The 23,507-nt window shown below is 71.1% G+C and carries 21 protein-coding genes and 1 pseudogene; 9 read left to right on the top strand and 13 right to left on the bottom strand.

Annotated elements, in window-relative coordinates:
- The 6 genes and pseudogenes from VPH61_RS12155 to VPH61_RS12130 form a co-directional block, all read right to left on the bottom strand.
- Positions 1–482, bottom strand: a pseudogene (locus VPH61_RS12155) (hypothetical protein); the annotation flags it as partial.
- 232 nt (positions 483–714) lie between these two features.
- The gene (locus tag VPH61_RS12150; protein WP_332063743.1) at positions 715–1,002 is read right to left on the bottom strand and encodes a hypothetical protein; all 288 of its coding nucleotides are present in this window, start codon (positions 1,000–1,002) and stop codon (positions 715–717) included.
- A gap of 62 nt (positions 1,003–1,064) precedes the next feature.
- On the bottom strand, positions 1,065–1,979 hold the full coding sequence (locus tag VPH61_RS12145) for a hypothetical protein (protein WP_332063742.1): 915 nt from the start codon (positions 1,977–1,979) through the stop codon (positions 1,065–1,067).
- Between the two features lie 4 nt (positions 1,980–1,983).
- Complete coding sequence (locus tag VPH61_RS12140; RefSeq protein ID WP_332063741.1) at positions 1,984–3,189, bottom strand: Mrp/NBP35 family ATP-binding protein; 1,206 nt, start codon at positions 3,187–3,189, stop codon at positions 1,984–1,986.
- Positions 3,176–3,697 carry a DUF1003 domain-containing protein gene (locus VPH61_RS12135; RefSeq protein ID WP_332063740.1) on the bottom strand — a complete coding sequence of 174 codons (522 nt, stop codon included), beginning with the start codon at positions 3,695–3,697 and terminating at the stop codon, positions 3,176–3,178. The genes VPH61_RS12140 and VPH61_RS12135 overlap by 14 nt, the downstream gene beginning before the upstream one ends.
- Complete coding sequence (locus VPH61_RS12130) at positions 3,684–5,012, bottom strand: magnesium transporter MgtE N-terminal domain-containing protein (protein ID WP_332063739.1); 1,329 nt, start codon at positions 5,010–5,012, stop codon at positions 3,684–3,686. The genes VPH61_RS12135 and VPH61_RS12130 overlap by 14 nt, the downstream gene beginning before the upstream one ends.
- 80 nt (positions 5,013–5,092) lie before the next feature.
- Between VPH61_RS12130 and VPH61_RS12125 the strand changes: the two genes are divergently transcribed.
- Entirely contained in the window at positions 5,093–5,842 is a 750-nt protein-coding gene (locus VPH61_RS12125; RefSeq protein WP_332063738.1) for a general stress protein, read from the top strand.
- 79 nt (positions 5,843–5,921) lie between these two features.
- Positions 5,922–6,263 (top strand): TIGR02611 family protein, encoded by a 342-nt coding sequence (locus tag VPH61_RS12120; protein WP_332063737.1) that lies wholly within the window; start codon positions 5,922–5,924, stop codon positions 6,261–6,263.
- A gap of 15 nt (positions 6,264–6,278) precedes the next feature.
- Here the strand turns inward: VPH61_RS12120 and VPH61_RS12115 are convergent, their stop codons facing one another.
- Positions 6,279–7,850, bottom strand: a complete 1,572-nt coding sequence (locus VPH61_RS12115; RefSeq protein ID WP_332063736.1) for an aminopeptidase P family protein — start codon at positions 7,848–7,850, stop codon at positions 6,279–6,281.
- Between the two features lie 115 nt (positions 7,851–7,965).
- Entirely contained in the window at positions 7,966–8,985 is a 1,020-nt protein-coding gene (locus VPH61_RS12110; RefSeq protein WP_332063735.1) for an endonuclease/exonuclease/phosphatase family protein, read from the bottom strand.
- A 119-nt stretch (positions 8,986–9,104) separates the two neighbouring features.
- On the opposite strand from VPH61_RS12110, the gene VPH61_RS12105 reads away from it, so the two are divergent.
- From VPH61_RS12105 to VPH61_RS12095, 3 genes are all read left to right on the top strand, one after another.
- On the top strand, positions 9,105–9,974 hold the full coding sequence (locus tag VPH61_RS12105) for a PHP domain-containing protein (protein ID WP_332063734.1): 870 nt from the start codon (positions 9,105–9,107) through the stop codon (positions 9,972–9,974).
- Positions 9,975–10,063: 89 nt separating this feature from the next.
- Positions 10,064–10,333, top strand: coding sequence for a hypothetical protein (locus VPH61_RS12100; protein WP_332063733.1), 270 nt, complete (start codon positions 10,064–10,066; stop codon positions 10,331–10,333).
- A 104-nt stretch (positions 10,334–10,437) separates the two neighbouring features.
- Positions 10,438–11,349 (top strand): hypothetical protein, encoded by a 912-nt coding sequence (locus tag VPH61_RS12095; protein WP_332063732.1) that lies wholly within the window; start codon positions 10,438–10,440, stop codon positions 11,347–11,349.
- Positions 11,350–11,598: 249 nt separating this feature from the next.
- Here VPH61_RS12095 and VPH61_RS12090 read toward each other — a convergent pair whose 3' ends face one another.
- Entirely contained in the window at positions 11,599–12,063 is a 465-nt protein-coding gene (locus tag VPH61_RS12090; RefSeq protein ID WP_332063731.1) for a MarR family winged helix-turn-helix transcriptional regulator, read from the bottom strand.
- 68 nt (positions 12,064–12,131) lie between these two features.
- Here VPH61_RS12090 and VPH61_RS12085 point away from each other — a divergent pair, with 68 nt between their 5' ends.
- Complete coding sequence (locus VPH61_RS12085; protein ID WP_332063730.1) at positions 12,132–12,605, top strand: hypothetical protein; 474 nt, start codon at positions 12,132–12,134, stop codon at positions 12,603–12,605.
- A 71-nt stretch (positions 12,606–12,676) separates the two neighbouring features.
- Here VPH61_RS12085 and VPH61_RS12080 read toward each other — a convergent pair whose 3' ends face one another.
- Positions 12,677–14,260 (bottom strand): DEAD/DEAH box helicase, encoded by a 1,584-nt coding sequence (locus VPH61_RS12080; protein ID WP_332063729.1) that lies wholly within the window; start codon positions 14,258–14,260, stop codon positions 12,677–12,679.
- A gap of 193 nt (positions 14,261–14,453) precedes the next feature.
- Here VPH61_RS12080 and VPH61_RS12075 point away from each other — a divergent pair, with 193 nt between their 5' ends.
- A complete protein-coding gene (locus tag VPH61_RS12075) occupies positions 14,454–15,170 on the top strand; it encodes a ferritin-like fold-containing protein (protein WP_332063728.1) in 717 nt (238 codons plus the stop codon).
- A 67-nt stretch (positions 15,171–15,237) separates the two neighbouring features.
- Here VPH61_RS12075 and VPH61_RS12070 read toward each other — a convergent pair whose 3' ends face one another.
- Both VPH61_RS12070 and VPH61_RS12065 read right to left on the bottom strand, forming a co-directional pair.
- Positions 15,238–15,549 (bottom strand): hypothetical protein, encoded by a 312-nt coding sequence (locus tag VPH61_RS12070; protein ID WP_332063727.1) that lies wholly within the window; start codon positions 15,547–15,549, stop codon positions 15,238–15,240.
- A 1-nt stretch (position 15,550) separates the two neighbouring features.
- The gene (locus VPH61_RS12065; protein WP_056014418.1) at positions 15,551–15,775 is read right to left on the bottom strand and encodes a DUF3107 domain-containing protein; all 225 of its coding nucleotides are present in this window, start codon (positions 15,773–15,775) and stop codon (positions 15,551–15,553) included.
- A 93-nt stretch (positions 15,776–15,868) separates the two neighbouring features.
- Here VPH61_RS12065 and VPH61_RS12060 point away from each other — a divergent pair, with 93 nt between their 5' ends.
- Together VPH61_RS12060 and VPH61_RS12055 are read left to right on the top strand one after the other, a co-directional pair.
- Positions 15,869–18,979 (top strand): PD-(D/E)XK nuclease family protein, encoded by a 3,111-nt coding sequence (locus VPH61_RS12060; protein ID WP_332063726.1) that lies wholly within the window; start codon positions 15,869–15,871, stop codon positions 18,977–18,979.
- On the top strand, positions 18,976–22,320 hold the full coding sequence (locus tag VPH61_RS12055; protein WP_332063725.1) for an ATP-dependent DNA helicase: 3,345 nt from the start codon (positions 18,976–18,978) through the stop codon (positions 22,318–22,320). Before VPH61_RS12060 ends, VPH61_RS12055 begins: the two co-directional genes overlap by 4 nt.
- On the opposite strand, the gene VPH61_RS12050 is transcribed toward VPH61_RS12055, so the two are convergent.
- Positions 22,239–23,426 carry a phosphotransferase gene (locus VPH61_RS12050; protein ID WP_332063724.1) on the bottom strand — a complete coding sequence of 396 codons (1,188 nt, stop codon included), beginning with the start codon at positions 23,424–23,426 and terminating at the stop codon, positions 22,239–22,241. The two genes, VPH61_RS12055 and VPH61_RS12050, sit on opposite strands and share 82 nt — an antisense overlap.
- Between the last annotated feature and the right edge of the window lie 81 nt (positions 23,427–23,507).

Here is a 23,507-nt window from a genome sequence, read left to right as displayed (position 1 = left end):
GCGTGTTCGGCGGCATCGGCGGCGACCGGGTCGGCGACGGTACGAGCCCGGCCGAGCTCCCGGACGATCGTGGCCGCGGCATCCAACCCGACCTCACCGGCCGCGACCCCGGCGGCGAGGTGCCGGTACACGGGGTCTTGTGGTTGCCCGGTGAACGAGACCCTCGGCCGGATCGCGGCCCCGACACTGATGCGGCGCCGGGCCTCGCTGCCGGAGACCTGCGTCACGCGTTCGACGAGTTCGGCCGCGGACCGGCACCCCTTGCGTGCCGACAACCGTTCGCTGCCGAGCTCGATGCGGGAGCGTTCGTCGATCTCACCCGCAACCCCGGCCCGGTGCGCATCAACGACCCGGCCGACCGCCTCCAGCGCCGCCGTCACCAACAGCAGCTCGTCATCACCCAGACCTTGCGGCGCCCTCTGATCGAGCGCGGCCAGCAGCGCCGAGCGGACCAGCTCGAGCGCTTCGGGGATGCCTGCCATACCCACCACACTGCCACCACCCACCGACATTCCGGGTGGCTCCGAAACATCCGCTCACCAGCGCTTTCAACCCCACTTGTCCTCCACAAGCGACACCCAGCGGAAGTTCTCCACAGGGGCGCGAGGGGCGAAGAGTGCAGGAGGACTGTAGGGAGGAAGAGCGGGCGAAGTACGAGGCAACAGCGGAGGAGGGAGCAGTCGGATCGGGAGAGATCGAGCCGGAACGGTCGCCTCAGCTCGTGCGGATCCGCCCCGCGGGGTCGACCGTGATGACGACGGTCATCACCTTGCGATTGAGCGCACGGTAGACGACGTAGATCAGCCACAGGCCACCGGTCAGGATCACGAGGATCAGGTTCCAGAACCATCCGATGCGCTTGTTCTTGGAGACGACGGCCTGGCCCGCCGCGACGGACTGCACCGTCCAGCCGCGTTGCGCGTATCGGGCGACCTCAGCATTGAGCAGCTGGGCGCGCGATTCGTCGGAGAGGGCTGCCGGAGCCGGATTCGGGGTGCTCATGCCCGGATTCTACCGAGCCTCGACCCGCGGCACCTGGGCGATCGGCGCAAGTGCCGTTGTCGTCACTCGAGCCCGCATCGCTCGCCGTAGTACGCGTAGAGCTCGGCCTTCAGCACATCGCCCGACGATCGGTCGAGCCGGCCTTCGCGCCCGTCGCTCGTGCGGATCTCGAAGGGCAGGATCGTGCCGCGCTTGTCGTCGGCGATCGCGTGGGCGTCGCAGCGGGCAGGGCGCACCGGCAGCGCGATCGTCACGGGTTCGCCGCCGGCCGCCACCTCCGTGCCGAGCGGCCAGTCGACGCCGCCCTCGGCGTTCAGCAGGGTCGTGCCGTATACGCGGTCGATCACGAACGAGCCGTCAATGTCGCCGGCACCGGATGCCGCGGGCACGACCTCGACGTCGATGAACGCCCGCTGCTCGGCACCGCTGCCGGTCGTGCGCAGGTGCTCGGGCATCTCGATGGCGGCGACCCGCTCGACGGACTCGGCGAGGCAGTCGGCATTCGCGATACGGGCGAGCGTGCCGTGCGGATCGTCGGCGATGAGCTCGCCGGACGCCTTGCCCGACGGCGCCGTGACCTCGAGGAGGATCGTCGCCTCGGGTTCGGGTTCGGGCCCCGGCGAGGACCCGTCGCCGCACTCGCTCGCCGACAGCGGCATGCGGATCTGCAGGGCATCGCCGGGTGCCACTTCGAACGGTTCGCCCCGCACCATTCCGGGCGTGAGTGTGGGCGAGACCACCTCGAGCCGTTCGATCGTCACCGATTCGTCCCCGGCGTTCTCGAGGCGCACCACGAGTCGGTGGGCCTCGATGTCGAGTCGCCCCTGCTGCACGCGGGCGGAGAGGCCCTCGGGCAGCTCGGCGGCCGGAATCAGGGCCAGCGGAGCGCACGCGGCGAGTCCGAACGAGGTCGCGGCAACCGCGACGACGGCGGCGAAGGGCATCGCGTGCCGGCGGGTCAGGCGGGCGCGCGACATCCGCTCACCGGACCGTGACGTCGAGTCGTCGACCGGCCAGCGACCGGGGCACGGCGGCGAGTTGGGCCGCGACCTGTTCGATCGCGCGGGCGGCGGGGTCGTCGGGCTCGGCGAGCACGACCGGCATCCCGTCGTCGCCGCCGCGGCGGAGGGCGACGCTGAGCGGCACGCTCGCGAGCAGCGGAACCGGCGCGGGCTGACCCGCCGACAGGCGCTCGGCCACGATCGCGCCGCCGCCGGCGCCGAAGAGGTCGAAGATCTCGCCGCCGGGCTGCGCGAAGCCGGCCATGTTCTCGACGACGCCCACGATCTTCTGCCCGGTCTGACGTGCCACGACGCCCGAGCGCTCGGCGACGTCGGCCGCCGCGGGCTGCGGCGTCGTCACGACGACGACCTCCGCGTTCGGCAGCAGCTGCCCGAGTGAGATCGCGACATCGCCCGTGCCGGGCGGCAGGTCGACGAGCAGCACGTCGAGATCGCCGAAGTACACGTCGGTGAGGAATTGCGAGAGCGTGCGATGCAGCATCGGCCCGCGCCAGGCGACGGCGACGGATGACGCGCGACCGCCCGCTTCGCTCGGCTCGACGAACATGCCGATCGAGATGACCTTCACGCCGTGCGCGACGGGCGGCAGGATCATCTCGTCGACCCGGGTGGGCCGGGCGGCGAGGCCCGAGTCGTCGACGAGACCGAGCAGGCCGGGGATCGAGAAGCCGTGCACGTCGGCGTCGACGAGTCCGACCGAGAGTCCGCGGGCGGCGAGCGCGACGGCGAGGTTCGCGGTGATCGTCGACTTGCCGACACCGCCCTTGCCGCTGGTGACCGCGATCACGCGGGTCAGGCTGCCGGGGCCGAACGGGTTGCCGCGGGCCGCCTTGCCCCCGCGCAGCCGCTCCGTGAGCGCAGCCCGCTGCTCGGGCGTCATGACCCCGAGCACGACTACGGCGTTGCCGTCGCCGACGACGGTCTCGGCCGCCTGGCGCACGTCGCGTTCGATGCGGTCGGAGGCGGGGCATCCGACGATCGTCAGGCGGATGCCCACCTCGACGCGGCCGTCGTCGCCGACCACCACCCGGTCGACCATGTCGAGCTCGGTGATGGGCTTGCGGATCTCGGGGTCGATGACGCTCGTGAGCGCGGCACGCACCGCCGTCTCGAGTGCCGCCGGGTCGGCCGTCGCCGGTGTTCCTGCTGCGTCAGCGGCGGCCATGCTCGGCGTCCTCCTCGTCGCGTCGGTCGAGCTCCTCGATGATCGAGCGCAGCTCTGAGCGGATGAACTCGCGCGAGGCAAGGTCTTTCATGGCGAGGCGGAGTGCGACGACCTCGCGGGCGAGGTACTCGGTGTCGGCGAGGTTGCGCTCGGCGCGCTGGCGGTCCTGCTCGATCTGCACGCGGTCGCGGTCGTCCTGACGGTTCTGCGCGAGCAGGATGAGGGGCGCGGCGTACGAGGCCTGCAGCGAGAGCACGAGCGTGAGCGCGGTGAAGCCGATCGCGATCGAGTCGAACCGCCACTCCTCGGGCGCGAAGGTGTTCCAGACCATCCAGCCGATCGCGAACACCGACAGCCCGAGCAGGAAGCCCGGCGTGCCCATGCCGCGGGCGACGAGCTCGGTGAAGCGGCCGAAACGGTCGCTGTCACCCGAGCCGCGGAAGGAGCGGGCGCGGCGCGTGCCCTTCGGGGTGTCGAATCGCCGGTCGTCGGCGTCAGCGCGTGCCATCTCCTGCCCTCCTTCCGTGTGGGATGGGGATACTCCCCGTCGTCAGCTGGGCTCGCGCGGCTGCGCGGCGCCCCACCTCGGTATCTTCGGGATGACTTCGCCAGTCATCTGGCAGGAGGTAGTCGAGCACGTCGTCAATCGTCACCACCCCGACGAGTCGATGCTTCTCGTCGACGACCGGCACCGAGACGAGGTCGTAGCTCGCGAGGATGCGACTGACCTCGGCGGCCGAGGTGTCGGCCCGCACGGGCTCGAGGCCCTGGTCGATCAGGGTGCCGAGCCGCTCGTGCGGGGGATAGCGCAGCATGCGCTGGAAGTGCACGAGGCCGAGGAATCGCCCGGTCGGGGGCTCGTACGGCGGCAGTGTCACGCAGACCGCGGCGCCGAGCGCAGGCGGCAGGTCGTGGCGGCGGATGAGCGCGAGGCCCTCGGCGACGGTCGCGTCGGCCGAGACGATGATCGGTTCGGGCGTCATGAGACCGCCGGCGGTGTCGGGCCCGTACGAGAGCAGGAAGCGCACGTCGTCGGCCTCTTCGGGCTCCATGAGCTCGAGCAGGTGCTCGCCGCGGCCCTCTGGCAGCTGCGCGATGAGGTCGGCGGCGTCGTCGGGCTGCATGTGGTCGAGCACGTCGGCGGCGCGGTCGTCGCCGAGGCCCGCGAGGATCACGACCTGGTCGGACTCGGGCATCTCTTCGAGCACGTCGGCGAGGCGATCGTCGGAGAGTTCTTCCGCCACTTCCTGGCGGCGCTGCGCCGGCAGGTCGAGGAGGGTGTTGGCGAGGTCGGCGGGCTTCAGCTCGGAGTAGGAGGCGATGAGGTGCTCGGCGGACTGCGCCTCACCGGGCGGGTTCACCTCGCGCACCTCGCGCCACGTGACGTAGGCCGACTGGCCCTTCGAGAACGGCGAAGCGCCCTTGGGGCGACGCACGAACAGCTGGTCGACCTGCCATTCGCCGGGCTCCAGCTCCTCGATCGCGACATCCTCGATCGAGGCATCGCCCGACCCGTCGGTGAAGGCGACCTTGCGGCCGAGCATCTCGGCGATGACGCGCACCTCGCCGCCGCGCTGCTCGAAACGGCGGAGGTTGATGAGACCCGTCGTGATGATCTGGCCGCCGCCGATCGAGGTCACCCGGCCGATCGAGAGGAAGACGCGGCGCTTGCCGGGAATCTCGACGATGAGGCCCACGACGCGCGGCGGGTCGCTCTTGCGGTACACGACGAGGACGTCGCGCACCTTGCCGACCCGATCGCCGTTGGGGTCGAAGACGGCGCACCCGGCGAGTCGGGCGACGAAGACTCTCGTGGCGCTCACGCCTACCAACTTAGTCCCGGATGCCTCGTGCGAGGCCCGCTTCCGGGCCGGCCCGGCGCGCGTCGTGGAAGAATGAGCGGGTGAGCACTCAATCCCCGTTCGGCGGCCGAGTCGGCCGTACCTACCCGATCCTGCCCAAGGGCGAGACGGTGGCGAGCTTCGAGACCTACGCCGAGGCGCAGTCCGCCGTCGACGCACTCGCCAAGGCCGAGTTCCCCGTGAAGGAGCTCGCGATCGTCGGCACCGACCTCACGAGCGTCGAACGCATCACGGGAAAGCTCACCTGGGGCCGCGCGGCCGGCGCCGGCGCACTGTCGGGCGCCTGGTTCGGCACCTTCCTCGGCCTGCTCTTCTTCATCTTCGCGCCGACCGGCGCTTCCGTCGGCATCCTCATCTCGGCAGTGCTCATCGGTGCCGGGTTCGGCATGATCTTCAGCGTGGTCTCGTACTCGATGAACCGCCGCCGTCGCGACTTCACCTCGGTCGGGCAGGTGCTCGCGACGAAGTACGCGATCATCGCCGAGAGCGCGCATGTCGACCGCGCCCGCAGCGTGCTCGGCGTCGATGCCCCGACCCCCGAGCGTCCGGCGGCGAACCTGCCGGTCGAGAACGGCGGGCGACCGCTGAGCTACGGCGAGGCGACGGATGCCGCGAAGCGCGCCGCCACCGAAGCGTCCCGCGGTGCGCAGGCCCCTGTGCGCCCGCGCTACGGGGAGCTCGCGCCGACGAACGACGGCGGCGACGCGGCATCCGCGCCGCCGCAGCCCGGCGGTGACGGCAGCGAGGCCGAAGCATCGACGGCCGAGGAGCCGCCCGCGCCGGAGCGCTGAGCCGGACTGCGCTGGGCGCGCAGGCCGCACAACTTTCGAGGTCGGGGCTTCTCCCAGACTCGCGATATATCGTGACCGCATGGTGACGCAGAACGAGATCGCGAACGAGATCGCCGAGGGTGAACGACCCGATCGACCGATCAGGCGGATGCTCCGCGCCATCCGTCGCCGCATCGAACGCCGGCCAGGCCTGCGCCGCGCCTACCGAGTGGCCGTCGGCGTGCTCGGCGGCCTGATCGCGACCGTCGGCCTGCTGCTCGTGCCGCTGCCCGGCCCGGGGTGGCTCATCGTCTTCCTCGGCCTCGCGATTCTCGGCACCGAGTTCGCATGGGCGAAGCGCGCCGCCGCCTTCACCAAACGCCAGCTCGCCCGGTTCTGGGCGTGGTGGCAGGCTCGCCGACTGTCGAAGTCGGCGGCCTGACCACCCCGTCGAACGCTACCGAGCGCCGCCCCGCACCCACGCCTCGACCTCGTCGGCCGTGCGGGGGATGCCGGCCGAGAGGTTCTCGGCGCCGCCCTCGGTGACGAGGATGTCGTCTTCGATGCGCACGCCGATACCGCGGAACTCCACGGGCACGGTGAGGTCGTCGGCCTGGAAGTAGAGGCCCGGCTCGATCGTGAAGACCATGCCGGCTTCGAGCACGCCGTCCATGTACATCTCGCGACGAGCCTGCGCGCAGTCGTGCACGTCGAGGCCCAGGTGGTGGCTCGTGCCGTGCACCATGTAGCGACGGTGGAACTGGTTCTCGGGCTCGAGCGACTCCTCAGCCGAGACCGGCAGGAAGCCCCACTCCGCGGTCTTGCGAGCGATGACCTGCATCGCCGCGGCGTGCACCTCGCGGAACACGATGCCGGGCTTCACGATCGCGAACGCCGCGTCGGCGGCCTCTCGCACGGCCTCGTAGATCTTGCGCTGCACCTCGGAGAACGTGCCGTTCACCGGGAACGTGCGCGTGATGTCGGCGGTGTAGTAGGAGTCCATCTCGACGCCGGCGTCGAGCAGCACGAGGTCGCCGGGCACGACTGGGCCGTCGTTGCGGGTCCAGTGCAAGTACGTGGCGTGCGGGCCGGCGGCGGCGATCGAGTCGTAGCCGACGTCATTGCCGTCGAGGCGGGCGCGCGTCGCGAAGACGCCCTCGATGACGCGCTCGCCGCGCACCTCGGCCGTGATGCGCGGCAGCTCGCCGATGACCTCGGTGAAGCCGCGCTGCGTCGCATCGATCGCGGCACGCATCTCGGCGATCTCGAACTCGTCTTTCACGAGGCGCATCTCGGAGAGCACACGGGCGAGCTCGGCGTCGGGCTCGTGCGAGCCGTTGACCTCGAGCGAGAACGGGGCGTCGGAGGCGTTCGTCGACAGCGCCTGCTCGGCCGCGAAGCGGATGCGAGCGTGGTCGACGCGCTCCGTGACGGATGCATCTGCCTCGCGCAGCACGAGCGTCGCCGTGTCGACGGCGTCGATGACCCGGTCGAACTCCTCGAGTCCGCGGGTCGCCACGTCGAGGTCGGCCGCGACGTGGGCGAGCGAGGGGCGCGCGCCGATCCAGAACTCGCCGATCGCGGGGTTCGCGTAGAACTCCTCGGAGTCGCGCCCCGCGCGCTCACGGAAGTAGATGGTCGCCTCGTGGCCGTCGGTCGTCGGCTCGAAGACGAGCACGGCGCCGGGCTCGGAGTCGGAACCCCACCCGGTCAGGTGCGCGAACGCCGAGTGCGCACGGAACGGGTAGTCGGTGTCGTTGGCGCGCTGCTTCACGTCGCCCGCCGGCACGATGAGTCGCTGACCGGTGAAGGCCGCTGAGACCTTCGCGCGTCGGGCGGCGGCGAATGGTGCCTGCGCCCGGGCCTGCGGCAGCGCCTCGTCGCGCTCAGCCCAGCCGCTGCCGATGAAGTTCTTGAAACCCTCCGAGCCGGGCGTCGTCGAACGGTTCGCGTTGCGGCCGCCCTCCTCGCTCGCGGTCGTGACGGACGACGTCGTCTCGGTCGTGGAAGTGTCGCTGGTGTTGGCCATGCGACCATTCTCGCACCGCCACGGTGACAATCTGCAGGGCAGTCATGCAGGGAATGCGACACGCTTTGCGCGCTCTCATGACCAGGAGTCTGGGCGGATGAGAGGCGCGAAGAGGTCAGCCCGCCTCGACGAGGGTCGACACGATCGGGCGGTGATCGCTGCCGGCGTCGTCGTAGCCCTCGAGCACCTCGAACGCCTCGACGCTCCAGTTCGGGGTCGCCATCACGTGGTCGATCGGGCTGCCGAAGAAGGGCGGAACGTCGGCCGGCCAGGTGCCGAGGCCCGCGGCACCGGCCTGCGCTGCGGCATCCGTGCACTGGCCCAGATCGCCGCCGTCGATGCCGTGACCGGCGAAGTGATCGACCGTGGCGTTGAAGTCGCCCGCCATGATGACGTCGTCGCCGGTGCACTGCTCGACCAGCCAGTCGAGGTCGCTGCGCCAGTTGCGCAACTCCCAGCGGATCGGCGCGACGGCGTGCACGGCGACGATGCGCGGGCCGTCGCCGTCGGACGGGTCGGCGACGACACTCGGCACGGTGTTCGTGTTGCCGGGCGGGCCCGGAACCTCGGGCGTGATCACGTCGTAGTCGCCGAGGTCGGGGCTGATGAGGATCGTCGTCGACCGGGCCTTCGCGATGTCGTCGTAGGCGGCGGTGTGCACCCACATCGGGCTGCCGCCCTCGCGCATCGCGATCGCGACCTCCTCGCCGAGCGGCTCGGTGGTTTCGGGCAGCACCACGATGTCGGCGCCGCGTTCGATCGCGAGATCGGCGATCGTCGAGGCCGCGGGCACCTCGCCGAGCGTGTTCCACGAGAGCACCGTGACGGAATCGGGTCCGGACTCCGCAGCGGATGCCCCGAACCCGCGGGCCGTGAGCACGGCAACGTTGCCGACGGCGAAGAGCGCGAAGACGGCGGCCATCCCGAAGGCGAAGACACGGGCGGGGCGGGCGAGGGCGAGCAGCAGGAAGAGGGCCAGCGCCAGGACGCCGCCCGCCGCCGCGGTTCCCCGCAACGCCACGACGTGCGCCGCCACCCACTGGTTCTGCAGGCCGAACGCCTGCGGCCACACGAGCACGAGCGCGACGGCAGCGGTGCCGAGCACGGTGGCCCAGCCGAGGATGCGGGGGAGCATTCCACCAACCCTAGGCGAGGGGGTCGAGCGGATGCCGCTCGGTCGCTGCCGATCGGCTGGGAGTCGCCGGTGAGTCGCTCGGGCGCGGTGGTCGCGGTGGCCCCGGATAGCATTGCAGGATGCCAGAAGCCACCGTCGTCGCGGGCGAAGCCGACCTGCACACGCACTCGACGGTCTCCGACGGCACCGAGGCTCCGGCCGAGCTCATGCGGCAGGCGGCGCGTGCCGGCCTCTGGGGCGTCGCGCTCACCGACCACGACTCGACGAGCGGATGGGCCGAAGCCGCCGCCGCCGTGCCCGAGACGGGTGTCGCGCTCATCCCGGGCATGGAGCTCTCGACCCGCGAGGGCTACACGAGCGTGCACATGCTCGCCTACCTGATCGATCCGCTCGACGAGGCGCTCATCGCCGAGACGGCGCAGATCCGCGAGTCGCGATTCACCCGCGCCGAGGCGATCGTGCGCAGCATCGGCCGCGACTACCCGCTCACCTGGGACGACGTGCTCGCCCAGACCGTCGAAGGCACGACGATCGGACGCCCGCACATCGCCGACGCGCTCGTGGCCCGCGGCCACGCCGCCACACGCTCGGCGGCCTTCGACGGCATCCTGCACCCGCGCGCGGGCTACGCGCAGCCGCACTACGCGCCCGACCCGCTCACCGGCGTGCGGCTCATCCGTGAGGCCGGCGGAGTGCCGGTGCTCGCGCACCCCGGCACTCGGGGAGCGGAGCGGGTCATCCCGCCCGCGCGCCTCCGGCAACTCGTCGAGGCCGGCCTCTTCGGGCTCGAGATCGACCACCCCGAGAACCGCGACGACGCGAAGCCGCGGTTGCGGGCGCTCGCCAACCGCTTCGGGCTGCGCACCACGGGCTCGAGCGACTACCACGGCACCGGCAAGCCGAACCGGCTCGGCGAGTGCCGCACGGCGCCCGACGTCGTCGAGGCGATCATCGCCGAGGGGCGCGGGTCTGCGCCTGTGCTGCCATAGTGGGCCGCTGAAGTGAGCGGATGAGTCAAGAAGTACGGGGTACTCGCCCGGCGGCGGTTACTCTGAACCGACTCGATCGGAGGCCCGAAGTGAATGACGTCGGAATGTTCCTGATGCTCGTACTTCGGGGCTTCCTTCTTTGGGCTGTGATTCCGATCGCTGCGCTTTCATGGATCGTGCTCGGCCCACTCACCGCGGCCTCGCTCGGCGCCTGCGTGGGCTGGTTCGACCTCAACCTCATGGTGTTTCTCCTGAGATTCGTTCTCCGACCCCTCATTCGCGACTCGGAGCTGTCGTGGGTTCCGCTCGCCAAGATGAGGACAACGGAACATCGCTTCCGCTTCCTCGGCTTGGAGTAGTCCGCGATCCGAAGTCATGGAAGACCGCGCCGGAGGCCGCGCGCAGGTGCTCCGGCCAGGCGCTCATCAGGACGAGCGTCTGTGCCGACTGCCATGCTGGTCCCGTGTCCACTGATGCTCCTTCCGAAGACAACCAACCGCCGTTTGCACAGCCGATCCGGCTCGTCGGCGGTGTCAACTTCACGACATGGCCTGACCTCAAATGGAGTCGAGGGAACTCACACGTCTCCGCTCTGCAGTCCAAGTTCGGCGAATGGCACGCCAGTGCGCCCGTGTCCGTCGACGCCGTGTTGCGCGAAGACCGCCGAGGGATCGACCTTGTTGCCCGCGTCCCGCGCGGGATACCGAAGCACGAATGGTCGCTGGATCTCGGCGACGCCCTGCACAATCTCCGAAGTTCATTCGACGCCGTAGCGTGGGGAATGGCGACGTTCGACGATGCGAGCCCAACAAACCCCAGGAAAGTGACTTTCCCAGTATGTGAGGACGAGAAGCAGTGGAAGGAAGCGGTGAAGGCTTGGGTCGGCGAGATTCACCCCGAGTTCCAGCAGCGGCTCCGGATCATGCAACCGTTCACCTACGTGCCAGCTGGGAGCGTTTCGGTGCTTTCGATGCTCCACGATCTCGACATCCAGGACAAGCACCGCGACATCCTGACGGTCTCGGCCGACCTGCACGAAATCAATCTCGGCGGGACCTTCGAGTACGACGACCACGATGTGCAGGCGGTGCCGCGCGTGGACATGCGCACAGACGTCAAGTTCGGGGATGGCGTCGTACTCGGGACGATCCACACAGGAGCGCCGATCCGACTGCACGGCCAGATGATCCTCCGCCCGGGCATGAAGGCCCAACTCACTCACCGAGATGCGACTCACGACGTGATGCCAATGCTCCAGCAGTTCATCACGGAGACTCGGCGTTGCCTCGACATCCTGCTGTTCGGGTTGGCTTCAACCGGCCTGCCCGACGAAGCAGAGTGGTCGTCGATGGACGTGGGGCCGCCTCCCGAGTAGGCATTCCATCGGGTGGACCGCCGCATCGTGGGCATGGATCGGGCTCGGCGTCTTCGCCTTCATCGACCGTGGTGAGCGCATGCCCGAAGCACCTCCGACAGAACGTTGGCGAGGTCGGCAAGGCGTTCGCGGAGGCTGGAACGCCTCGCCACATGGTCGGCCCAGGGATCGGGGCGATCGTGATCGGTGCAGTGGTGGTGTTCCAAGCCGTGGCGATGACGAACCTGAGAGGCAGCCCACTCTCGCCAGTCAGGCAGGGTGGGGACCCCCGACGGATTGAGGCGCAGGGCTTGGAGCCAGCGTGCGCTGCAGGATCGACTTCAGCGTGCCGAGTTCGTCGGGGCTGACGGCGTGGAAGAGCTCTGCTGAGACGCGCTTCGTGTGCTGCTGCGCCGTTCGGAGTGCGTCTGCTCCGTCGCTCGTGAGCGTGAGGATCGTCACCCGGCGGTCGAGTGTCGAGGGCGTTCGGGTGACGTAGCCGAGCCGTTCGAGGTCGTCGACCACACGCACCATGCCGGTCTTGTCGGTGTTCAGCCGCGCGACGAGGTCGCGTTGGGTCTGCACGCCATCTCGGATCAGGAACATCACTGTGACGTGGCGGCTGGTCAGGTTCATCGGCCGCAACGCGTCGTTCAGTCGTTGCGTCGCCAGTGTGTAGACCTGGTGGAGCAGCAGTCCCACCTCGATCGATACCTGCCCGCTGTCATCGCTCATGGTTCGATTCTCCCAAATTCGATCCAATTGCAATTGATCCATTTGGATCTATTCGATAGGCTCCGATCATGTCCTCGATCAATCAAACGGCCCGCGGAACGCGCCGGTGGCCGATGCGGTTCCTGCGGATCTCCCTGACGGTGACCGCACTCCTCATGTTCGGCCAGGCGGTGCTCGCCGGCCTGTTCATGGGCGGGCAGTCGTCGGCATTCGGGTGGCATCGCGAGATGGCGACGGTCGCGGGCATCGCCTTGATGGTCAGCATCGTCGCCGCGATCCTCGCACGACGCCTCGGGCAGTCGCCGCTGTGGCCGATCTGGGCGACCACCGGGCTGCTCGCGCTCATGTCGCTGCTGGCGTTCGCCGGGTTCCGCTCGTTGACCTCGCTGCACGTGCCGCTCGCGGTGATCACGATCCTCCTCGCCGCCGCTCTGGCCGCGTGGGCGTTGCGGTATCAGCCGGCCGAGGCCGCCACGACCGACGCGCGCACGCGCGACGACCATGCGCGAACCGAGTCGCCGACCTCGGCATCGGTGTCCTGAGACTCCTGAACCGAAACGCACAGCGCCCGCCCGGCCGAAGCCGAGCGGGCGCTGAAACGTAGCTGCCGGAACTACACCTGGGGCGTGGTGCCACCGGTGCGCGGGCCGCGGCGACGACGGCGACGCGGGGGAGCGGCGTTGCCGTCGTGGTGCTCGTGGCCCTTGCCGTCGTGGGTGCCCGTGCCGGGCTCCTTGACGGCGACGGCCTCGGCGGGAGCAGCGTGGGTGGCAGGCGCCGCGGCGGCCTCGGTCGGCGCGGACTCGGAGACGACGCCCGCGGTCTCGCCGGCCGGCTTGCCGCCGCGCGTGCGGTTGCGGCTGCGGGTGCGGGGGGCGCGGTCCGCGCCGGCATCCGCTCGCTCGGAACCGCCTTCGGAGCGGCCGCCGGATCGACCCTCGGAGCGACCGCCCGAGCGGCCCTCGCTGCGACCGGCCGTGGCGGAGCGCGTCGGCGCGGCGACCGCGGACGACGGCTTCAGGCGGCCCTTGGTGCCCGCGGGGATGTCGAGGTCGCTGAAGAGGTGCGGGCTCGACGAGTACGTCTCGGTGGGTTCGGGCTGGCCGAACTCGAGGGCGCGGTTGATGAGCGCCCACTTGTGCAGGTCGTCCCAGTCGACGAACGTCACGGCGATGCCGGTCTTGCCCGCGCGGCCGGTGCGGCCGACACGGTGCAGGTACGCCTTGTCGTCGTCGGGGATCGTGTGGTTGATGACGTGGGTCACGTCGTCGACGTCGATGCCGCGCGCCGCGACATCCGTGGCGATGAGCACGTCTTTCTTGCCGGCCTTGAAGGCGGCCATGGCGCGCTCGCGCTGGTCTTGGTTGAGGTCGCCGTGCACGGCGGCGGCGTTGAAGCCGCGATCGTTGAGCTCCTCGACGAGCTTGGCCGCCGCACGCTTCGTGCGGGTGAAGATGACGGTCTTGCCGCGACCCTCAGCCTGCAGGATGCGCGAGATGACCTCGTCTTTATCGAGCGAGTGCGCGCGGTAGACAAGGTGCTTGATGTTCGCCTGCGTGAGGCCCTCGTCGGGGTCGGTAGCGCGGATGTGGATGGGGCGCACCATGAAGCGGCGCGCGAGTGCCACGATCGGGCCCGGCATGGTGGCCGAGAAGAGCATCGTGTGGCGAGTCGCGGGCGTCTGCGCCATGAGCTTCTCGATGTCGGCGAGGAAGCCGAGGTCGAGCATCTTGTCGGCCTCGTCGAGCACCATCTCCTGCACGTTCTTCAACGAGAGGAGGCGCTGCGAGGCGAGGTCGAGGAGACGGCCGGGGGTGCCGACGACGATCTGCGCGCCGGCCTTCAGCTGCTCGATCTGACCTTCGTAGGCCTTGCCGCCGTAGATCGACACGATCTTGGTCGGGCGATTGGATGTCGCGAGCTCGAGGTCTTCGGTGACCTGCACGCAGAGTTCGCGGGTCGGCACGACGACGAGCGCCTTGACGCCGCCCTCGGGGTCGTCGCCGAGGCGCTGAATGATCGGCAGGCCGAATCCGAAGGTCTTGCCGGTGCCGGTCTTGGCCTGGCCGATGATGTCCTGGCCGGCGAGGGCGAGGGGGATGGTCTGTTCCTGGATGGGGAAGGCATCGATGATGCCCTTCCCGGCGAGGGCGTCGACGATGTCGGACGCGATGCCGAGGTCGGTGAATGTGGTCAAAAGTCTGCCTGTTCGTGTTGCTCGAGGTGGCGGTCGGATGCGCGCCCCGTTCTCAACTCCAGGCGCACGGCTGCGGATCCATCGCCCGCATGCACCCTCTACCCTATCCGAGACTCCCTGAACGCCTCGGATGGGTCGTCTGCGCGGTCTTCTGGAGCCGCGACCCCCGGTACGCCTCGGATAGGCTGTGCGCGTGGTCTTCTGGTCGAATCGGCGCCTTCCGCGCCCCGAGATGCCTCGGCTGCGCCCGCGTGTCGCTCCGACCGACCTCGCGAAGGTGGATTTCACCGAGCTCGTGCCCGAGCCCGTGCCGTTCCTCGGTCAGGCCGCGTACATCCAGCTCGAGTTCTTCGAGTCGCTCGCACGCTCCGTCGCGACGGCGCCGACCCTCTCGGCGAAAGAGGGGCTCAGTCGCGCCGCGGGCGGGGCGCTGCGGCAGCACCATGCGCTGATCGCCGAGCTTCGCCGGCTCGATGCCGAACCCGTCGAGGTCATGGCGCCGTTCGCGCCGGCGGCCGAGCGATTCCGCCAGGCGAGCGCCGGGGCCGACTGGTACGAGCTGCTGCTCGGCATCCACGTCACCGCGGGAATGCTCGACGACTACTTCTCGAGGCTCGCGGAGGGCCTGCCCGGCGAACTCGCGACGCGCGTGCGCGCCATCCTCGCCGAAGACGAGGCCTCGGCCGGGGTGCTCCACGACGAGTTGTTCGCCGCGATCGCGGCGGAGCCCGGCCTCGCCGACCGGCTCGCCCTCTGGGGGCGCAGCCTCGTCGGCGACACGTTGCTGATCGCCCGGTCGGCGCTGCGCGCGTCGGACTCTCGTGATCGCGGAGCCGACGTCGAGCCCGTCTTCACCGAGCTCATCGCCGCGCACACGCGTCGCATGGACGCGCTCGGCCTCACGGCCTGAGCGCGCAGCGCCTCAGGGCCTGAGCGTGCTCGGACTCACGGCCGAGCAGCGCAGTGGCCCGGTCGCGTCAGGCGCTCGCTGCGCCCGCGCCCGGGCGGGAGAGGCGCTCGAAGAGCGCGGCATCCGCTCGCTCACGTCGCGGCGAGATGAGGTACAGCACCGCTGCCGGCACGAGTGCCGAGGCGACGAGCGAGACGACCCAGATCCAACCGCCGTCCCACGGCCAGCCGAGCCAGGTCAGCACGACCCACACGACGGCGGCGACGCCGGCACCGATCGCCGAACCCACGGCCACGCCGCGGAGGTGCCGGAGCGGCACCACGAACTGCGTTGCGAGGCCCAGGATGGCGCCGCCGACGACGACGAAGATGAGCTCCATGTCAGGCGACGAATCCGACGCGACGCGACTCTTCTGAACCGATCTCGACGTAGGCGAGCGCGGCCGACGGCACGACGTAGCGGGTGCCCTTGTCGTCGGTGAGGGTCAGCAGCGGCGACTGGCCGGCGAGGGCCGCGGCGACCGCCTGCTCGACCTCCGCAGCTGACTGCGAAGTCTCGAAACCGAGTTCACGGGGGGAGTTCTGAATGCCGATGCGAACGTCCACGGTACGCCTTTCTGCTCTTTCGCCAACCCTACGACACCGGCTCGCGGGGCCGGTGCAGGTTCACTGTCGGCGGAACCCGTTAGCGTTGCCGGCATGCAGGTCACCGCGACATCCGACGCCCCAGTCTCGAGGCTCGCGGCAGACGAGCACGTGGCCGTCTTCGGAGCCCCGGGCAGCGGCAAGACGACCTTCGCGATCGAGCTCGTGGCCGACCGCATCGAGCGCCTCGGCCACGCCACCGACGAGGTGCTCGTGCTCTCGGCGACGCGTGTCGCAGCGACCGCGCTGCGCGACCGGCTCGCCGTGCGGCTCGGTGTCACGACACGGGGGCCGCTCGCCCGCACCGCGAATTCGCTCGCCTTCCAGCTCGTGCGCGCGTTCACTGGTGCGCCCGTGACCCTGCTCACCGGTGCCGAGCACGACCAGATCATCGGCGAGCTGCTCGAGGGCGGCATCCGCGACGGGTTCGGGCCCGTCTGGCCCGACCCGCTGACGCCCGAGGTGCGCGTGCTGCGGGGGTTCCGCTCCGAGCTTCGCGACCTGCTCATGCGGGCCGTCGAGCACGGGGTCGACGGGCCCGCGCTTGCCGCGCTCGGCGAGCGCACCGGCCGGCCCGAGTGGGTCGCCGCGGCGGCCTTCCTCGAGGAGTACGACGAGGTCAAGGCGCAGTTGCGACCCAACCAGTACGACTCCTCCGAACTCGGCGCGTTCGCGGCGGCGATCGTGCGACGAAGCACGACGGATGCCTCGGCCGAGGCGGCCCTCGGGCTGCTCGCACGGGTGCGACTCATCGTCGTCGACGACGCGCAGGAGGCGACCGAGTCGACCGCCGCGCTCCTCGGGGCGTTCGCGGCGCGCGGCGTCACGGTGATCGCGCTCGGCGACCCCGATGTCGCCTCCAACGGATTCCGCGGCGGTCGCGCCGAGCTGCTCGGCTCCCTCGGCTCGGTGCTCGGCACGGGCTCAGTGCAGCGCGTCGAGCTGCCCGTCGTGCACCGCGGCCGGCCCGAGCTGCGAGCGATCGTGCAGTCGGTGAGCGGGCACATCGGCACCGCCCTCGGCGGCACGCACCGCTCGGCCGTCGCGTCGCCGCCGCCGACGGACGCCGGGGCCGACCCGCTCTCACCGGTGCTCGGTATCGAGGCGCCGTCGCACGCGGCCGAGTGCCAGGCGGTCGCGGCCGTGCTGCGCGAACGCCACTTGCTCGACGGAGTGCCGTGGTCGTCGATGGCCGTCGTGCTGCGCTCGGGCGGCGACGTGCCCGCCTTCGAGCGGGGTCTCGCGCTCGCCGACGTGCCCACCACGGGCAACGCCGCGCGCACCGCTCTGCGCGACGCTCCGGCCGCCGCAGCGCTGCTCGCGGTCGCCTCGCTCGTGCTCGACCGCGAACCGCTCACGCCCGAGCTCGCCGTGACCGTGCTGACCGGGCCGATCGGCCGTCTCGACAGCGTCGGCCTTCGACGGCTGCGACTCGCGCTGCGGCACGAGGAGCTCGCGAACGAGGGCTCGCGCACGGCCGACGAACTGCTCGTCGAGGCGCTCGGCGCACCCGGCGGGTTCGAGACGATCGACGCCGCGCCCGCACGCCGCGCGGCCAGGCTCGCGAAGCTGCTCGCGACGGCGCGAGGCGTCGCCGTGCGCGGCGGCACGATCGAAGAGGTGCTCTGGTCGATCTGGGAGGGCAGCGGGCTCGCCGCCGAGTGGGCCGCGCAGGCCGCCGGCACGGGCGTACTGGCCGAAGAGGCCAACCGCGCCCTCGACGCCGCGGTGGCCCTCTTCGCCGCCGCGCAGCGCTTCGTCGAACGTGAGCCCGATGCGCCGGCTGCCCGATTCGTCGACGAGGTGCTCGCGAGCGAGCTGCCCGAAGACTCCCTCGCGCCGCAGCGTTCGGCCGAGACCGTCGTGGTGACCACGCCGCCCGCCGTCATCGGCCGCGAGTTCGAGGTCGTCGTGATCGCAGGCCTGCAAGACGGCGTCTGGCCGAACCTGCGGCCCCGCGGCACCCTGCTGCACGCGGCGCTGCTGCCGCGCGTCGTCGGGGCGGCACGCGCAGGTGCGCCGCTTCCCGCGCCCGAGTCGGTCGCCGAGGCACGCGCCTCCGTGCGCGGCGACGAGTTGCGCCTCTTCGTGCTCGCCGCATCCCGGGCGAGCCGGCAGCTCGTGCTGAGCTGCACGGCGAATGACGACGAGCAGCCGTCGATGCTCATGGGGTACGCGAGCGAGCGCATCAAGACCACCAGGCGTCGCCCGCTGCACCTGCGAGGTCTCGTCGGAGCGCTCCGCGAGGAGGCCACGAGCTCCGGTGGCGGCGAGGCTCCGGCCGCCCTCGCGCTGCTCGCCGAGCAAGGGGTGCCCGGCGCCCACCCCGACGACTGGTACGGGCTCGCCGAGCCGTCGACCACCGCGCCGCTCGTCGACCTCGACGGCGACCCCGAGGCGCTCGTCTCGGTCTCGCCATCGCAGATCGACCGGGCCGAGGAGTCGCCGCTCGGCTGGTTCATCGACCACGTCGCCTCGCCGCCGTCGGGTCTCGCCGCCTCGATCGGCACCATCGTGCACGCCGTGGTCGAAGAGGCGGGCGCCCGCGATGACGGCGACACGAGCATCGAGACGCTGTGGGCCGCCGTCGAGGAGCGCTGGCGCGAGCTTCGCTTCGAAGCCGGCTGGGTGGCCGAACGCGAGCGTCGCGGCACGCGGCGCATGGCCGAAGGGGCATCCGACTACCTCGCGAACTTCGTCGACGACGGCAAGGTGCTGCTGGGAGCCGAGGGGCGCTTCACGCTCATCGTCGATCGCGTGCGCATCTCGGGCACGATCGACCGGGTGGAGGCCTCGTCCGACGGCACGACCGTGATCGTCGACCTGAAGACGGGGCGAACGCCGCCCTCGGCCGCCGAGACGGCCGCTCACCCGCAGCTCGCCGCCTACCAGCTGGCCGCTCGAGCGGGCGAGGTGCCGAACGAGGGCACCCTGGGCGGTGCGAAGCTCGTCTACCTCGCCAAACCCACGCGCGGCAACGCCTTCACCGAGCGCGCCCAACAGCCCTTCGACGACGAGGCCGCGGCGGCGTTCCGCGAGCGACTCGGCGAGGTGGCCCGCACGATGTCAGGCAGCGAGTTCGAGGGGCCCGCCGAGCTCGGGTACCGCTCGAGGTTCGGCGGCTGGCAGTACCGCGTGCACCTCGTGCCGGCGGTGTCGGCATGAGCGCGGCGGACGGAGTGACCGCGGCGGGCACGACGGCTCCCGTGGGTGCGGCGGCAGCCGGCATCGCCGCCGCCGACATCGCCGCGCGCCTCGGCCTGCATGCGCCGACCGCCGAGCAGCGAGCCGTCATCGAGGCCGACCCGCGCGGCCAGAGCATCGTCGTCGCCGGCGCAGGCAGCGGCAAGACCGAGACGATGGCCAACCGCGTGGTCTGGCTGCTCGCGAACGGTCACGTCGCCGTGCCCGAGGTGCTCGGGCTCACCTTCACCCGCAAGGCCGCGGGCGAACTCGCCGAGCGCATCCGCGAGCGCATCGCCCAGCTCGTCTCGCTCGGCATCGCCGACGTCTCGCTCGACCCACTCGAGTCGGCGTCGGTCGGCACCTACAACGCCTTCGCGAGCGCCATCTACCGCGAGCACGCGATGCTCATCGGCCGTGAGCCCGACGCGGCCGTGCTCGGCGAGGCATCCGCCTGGCAGCTCGCGCGCTCGGTCGTGGCGGCCTCAGCCGACCCGCGGCTCGTCGAGCTCGACGCCTCGCTCGACAAGGTCACGGGCGCCGTGCTCTCGCTCAGCCGCGCGCTCGCCGAGAACGTCGCCGACAGCCGCGACGTGCGTGCCATGACCCGCGACTTCCTCGCCATGGAGGGGCTGCCCATCGAGGCTCCGCGCAAGCGCACGGACTTCGCGTCGTTCATCGACGCCCTCGGCATCGTCGGGGCGCTGCCGCCGCTCCTCGAGCTCGCCGATGCATACGCCGACGCGAAGCAGCAGCAGGGCTTCGTCGAGTTCTCCGACCAGGTCGCCCTCGCCCTCGCGATCTGCGAACGCCATCCCGAGGTCGTCGCCGCGCATCGCGAGCGCTACCGCACCGTGCTGCTCGACGAGTACCAAGACACGAGCGTCGTGCAGACCCGCCTGCTCTCTGCCCTGTTCGGCGAGCAGTCGGTCATGGCGGTCGGCGACCCCGACCAGTCGATCTACGGATGGCGCGGCGCGAGTGCCGCGAACCTCGCACGCTTCGGCCGGGACTTCGCACCCGGGGGCGACGCCGCCGTCTACGACCTCTCGACGAGCTGGCGCAATCCGAAGATCGTGCTCGAGGGTGCCAACACGCTGATCCTGCCGCTCGACGCCGGCATTCCGAAGGCACCGCTCGGCGCATCGCCGTTCGCCCAGCCCGGCCGACTCGAAGCCGCGTGGGCTGAGACGATCGAGCAGGAGGCCGACCTCGTGGCCTCATGGTTCGCCGAACGTCTCGGTCGGGCGGAGCGGGGCGCGGCGCCCGAGTCGGGCGCCCGAAGCGGTGCGCTGCTCTGCCGCACGTTCGCGAACGTCGGCATCTTCACCGCGGCGCTGCGAGCCCGAGGCGTGCCAGTGCACGTGCTCGGTATGGCGGGCCTGCTCGACCAGCCGGTGATCGCCGACCTCGTCTGCGTGCTGCGGGTGCTGAACGACCCGACAGCAGGCTCCGAGCTCGTGCGGGTGCTCGGCGGCGCACGCTGGCGCATCGGCCCGGCCGATCTCGCCGCGCTGCACTCGCTCGCGAAATGGCTCGCCGATCGCGATCTCTCGACGAGGCGACTCGGTGATGAGGTGCGCGCAGGTCTTCGTGCCTCGATCGCTCCCGACGAGTCGCCCTCGATCGTCGACGCCCTCGACTTCCTGCTCGTCGCGCCCGACTCGCACTCGGCGCTCGCCGCGTTCAGCGAGGTCGGGCTCGCCCGCATGCGGCGTGCCGGCGCGCAATTGCAGTCGCTGCGTCGCCGGGCCGGGCTCGGCCTCGTCGACTTCGTCAGCCTCGTGCAGCAAGAGCTGCTGCTCGACATCGAGGTCGCCGCGAACTCCTCGCAACCGCTCGGTGCGCCGAGCCTCGAGGCGTTCGACGAGCTGCTCGCGGGCTTCGCCGAGGTGTCGGAGCACGCCACGCTCGGTGCCTTCCTCGGCTGGCTCACCGAGGCCGAGCAGCGCGACCGCCTCGCACCCCGCCAAGACGAACCCGAGCCGGGCGCGGTGCAGGTGCTCTCGATCCACGGGTCGAAGGGCCTCGAGTGGGACGTCGTGGCCATTCCGCGCATGGTCGACGACGAGCTGCCGTCGAAGCCGCGCTCGTCGAAGGGATGGCTGTCGTTCGGGGAGCTCCCCAACGAGTTCAAGGGCGATGCCGACGAGCTGCCCGAGCTCCAGTGGCGAGGCGTGCAGAGCCAGGCCGACTTCGACCGCGCCGTCGGGGACTTCGCCGAAGAGAACAAGCAGCGCCATGCCGAAGAGGAGCGGCGTCTCGCGTACGTCGCGCTCACGCGGACGCGCAGCGACCTGCTGCTGACCGGGTCGTGGTGGGCGAGCCAGAAGGCGCCGCGCAAGCCGAGCCCGTTCCTGCGCGAACTCGTGACGGCCGGCGTGATCGAGCCCGGCGTGCTGCCCGGGGCGCCCGAGCACGACGAGAATCCGAGGGCGGGCTCGACCGAACGCGTGCGCTGGCCGCTCGACCCGCTCGGCGCACGGCACCACGCCGTGACCGCGGCGGCGGAGGCCGTGCGATCCGCCGCGGCGCGGCCGAGCGGCGAGGGCATCGGGCCGGTGCTCGCCGACCGCATCCGGCTGCTGCTCGAAGAACGCCGCCGTCGTGCCGAGGGGCCGGGCACCGCCGAGGTGCCAGTGCGCGTGCCCGCCTCACGGTTCAAGGACTACGTCGACGACCCCGCAGCCGTCGCCGCGCAGTTGCGCCGGCCGATGCCGCAGCGGCCCTACCGGGCGACCCGCATCGGCACGCTGTTCCACCAGTGGGTCGAGCAGCGCTCGACGGGTGAACTCGAGGCCGCCGCCATCGATGCTCTCGACGGTCTCGAGGTGTACGCCGAGCTCGACATCCCGATCGACGAACGGGTCGCCGATCCGACCGCCGAACGGCTCCGGCAACTGCAGGCCACGTTCGAGGCCTCGGAGTGGGGCGGGCGCAAGCCCTCGGCCGTCGAGATCGAGCTGCATCTGCCTATCGGCGACAACGTCTTCGTGTGCAAGCTCGACGCCGTGTTCGAGGTCGATCCCTCGAGCGAACTCGGGCGCCGCGGCATCCGTCACCAGGTCGTCGACTGGAAGACCGGCAAGGCACCGCGTGACGCGCACGACCTCGAACTGAAGCAGACGCAGCTCGCGCTCTACCGGCTCGCCTACGCGAACTGGGCGGGCGTCGACCCCGACGCGATCGACGCGGTCTTCTACTTCGTCGAAGACGATCAGGTCATCAGACCCGACGCCATCTACGACGAGGCGGCGTTGCGACGGGCCTGGGCGTCGGTCGCGGCATCCGCGTCGGTGTCGGCGGCGGCGGCGTCGCGCTGACCGTCGGAGGGTTCTGCCGATGTCGACGCGGGTGAGGCGTCGCCCCAGTCCGACAGGTCGAGCGGAATGGGCGCGGTCGCGTCGAACGGCGCGGTGTCGCGCTCACCTGCCTCGCGCCGCTCGAGCTCGGAGAAGTCGTAGCTGTCGGTGAGCAGGCTCCCGCCCGCCTCGCGCGACAGGCCGTCGCGCGGGGTCTCGTCGAGCATGCGCTCGACGTCGCCGACGGTGAGAATCGGCCCGGTCTCGGGGGAGAGGGGCTCGCTCGAGCGGTCGTGCACGCTCTCGACGAGACCGTCGAGCAGTCCGACGGCATCGGCGATGATCGCGTCGTCGCGGGCCTCGACGCCGTGCAGCAGCCACTTGGCGAGTTCGAGCTCGCCGTAGAGCAGCGCGCGCTGCGGCAGGTGGCCGTCGGCCTCGCCGGCGCGAGCACCGAAGTACGCGTCGAGGGCACGCTCGGCGGCGGCACCCCTCGAAGTGAGCAGCCAGTGCAGGTCGCGGGCGGGGTCGCCCTGCGCGAGCGCCGACCAGCCGATCAGGCCCGTCACGGTCTCGCCGTCGACGAGCAGCGAGTCGGCGGCCAGCGCCCCGTTGACGACGGTCGGGCGGAACCGCCAGAGTGCGGAGTCGTCGGTCGCCTCCTCCCAGCGCCGGAGCAGCGCGGCGGGCAGGTGACCGGTGTCGGCGGCGCGTCCGATGAGCTCGACGACGGCGTCGTGCGCCTCGTCGGCGGTCTGGCGGGGCAGGCCCGCGTCGGTGATGAAACCCGTCGGCAGCGCGTGCACGGCGGCGAGGGCGAGGCCGACGGAGGTCGCGATGCCGTCGTGTTCGGTGAGCTCGTCGGCGGAGCGCACGGCACCGGGAACGAAGGTCGTGACGACGGCGCGGGTGCCGTCGATGGGGGCCTGGCCGACGACCTCGGGGATCGCGAAGGGCAGGCGGGAACGGATGCCGGCGGTGAGCGCACGGAGCGCCACGAGGTCGGCGGACTGCTCGGATTCGGCGGCCTGCGAGCGGGGCACGCGCACCACGAGCATGCGATCGTCGGTGGTGCGCAGCAGCACCGCGTCGTACGCGCCGTGGCTCTTGCGGGAGTGGGCACGCACGGCTCGCACCTCGAGTCCGGGCACCGCCGCCGTGGCCAACGCGGCTAGAGTGAGAGGAGGTCTGGCCATGGCATTCAGCTT

It is taken from the genome of Agromyces sp. CCNWLW203 (genome assembly GCF_036576125.1).
Taxonomy (GTDB): domain Bacteria; phylum Actinomycetota; class Actinomycetes; order Actinomycetales; family Microbacteriaceae; genus Agromyces.
The sequence above is the reverse complement of the archived record's forward strand: the minus strand, read 5'-3'. Positions and strand labels throughout refer to the sequence as shown.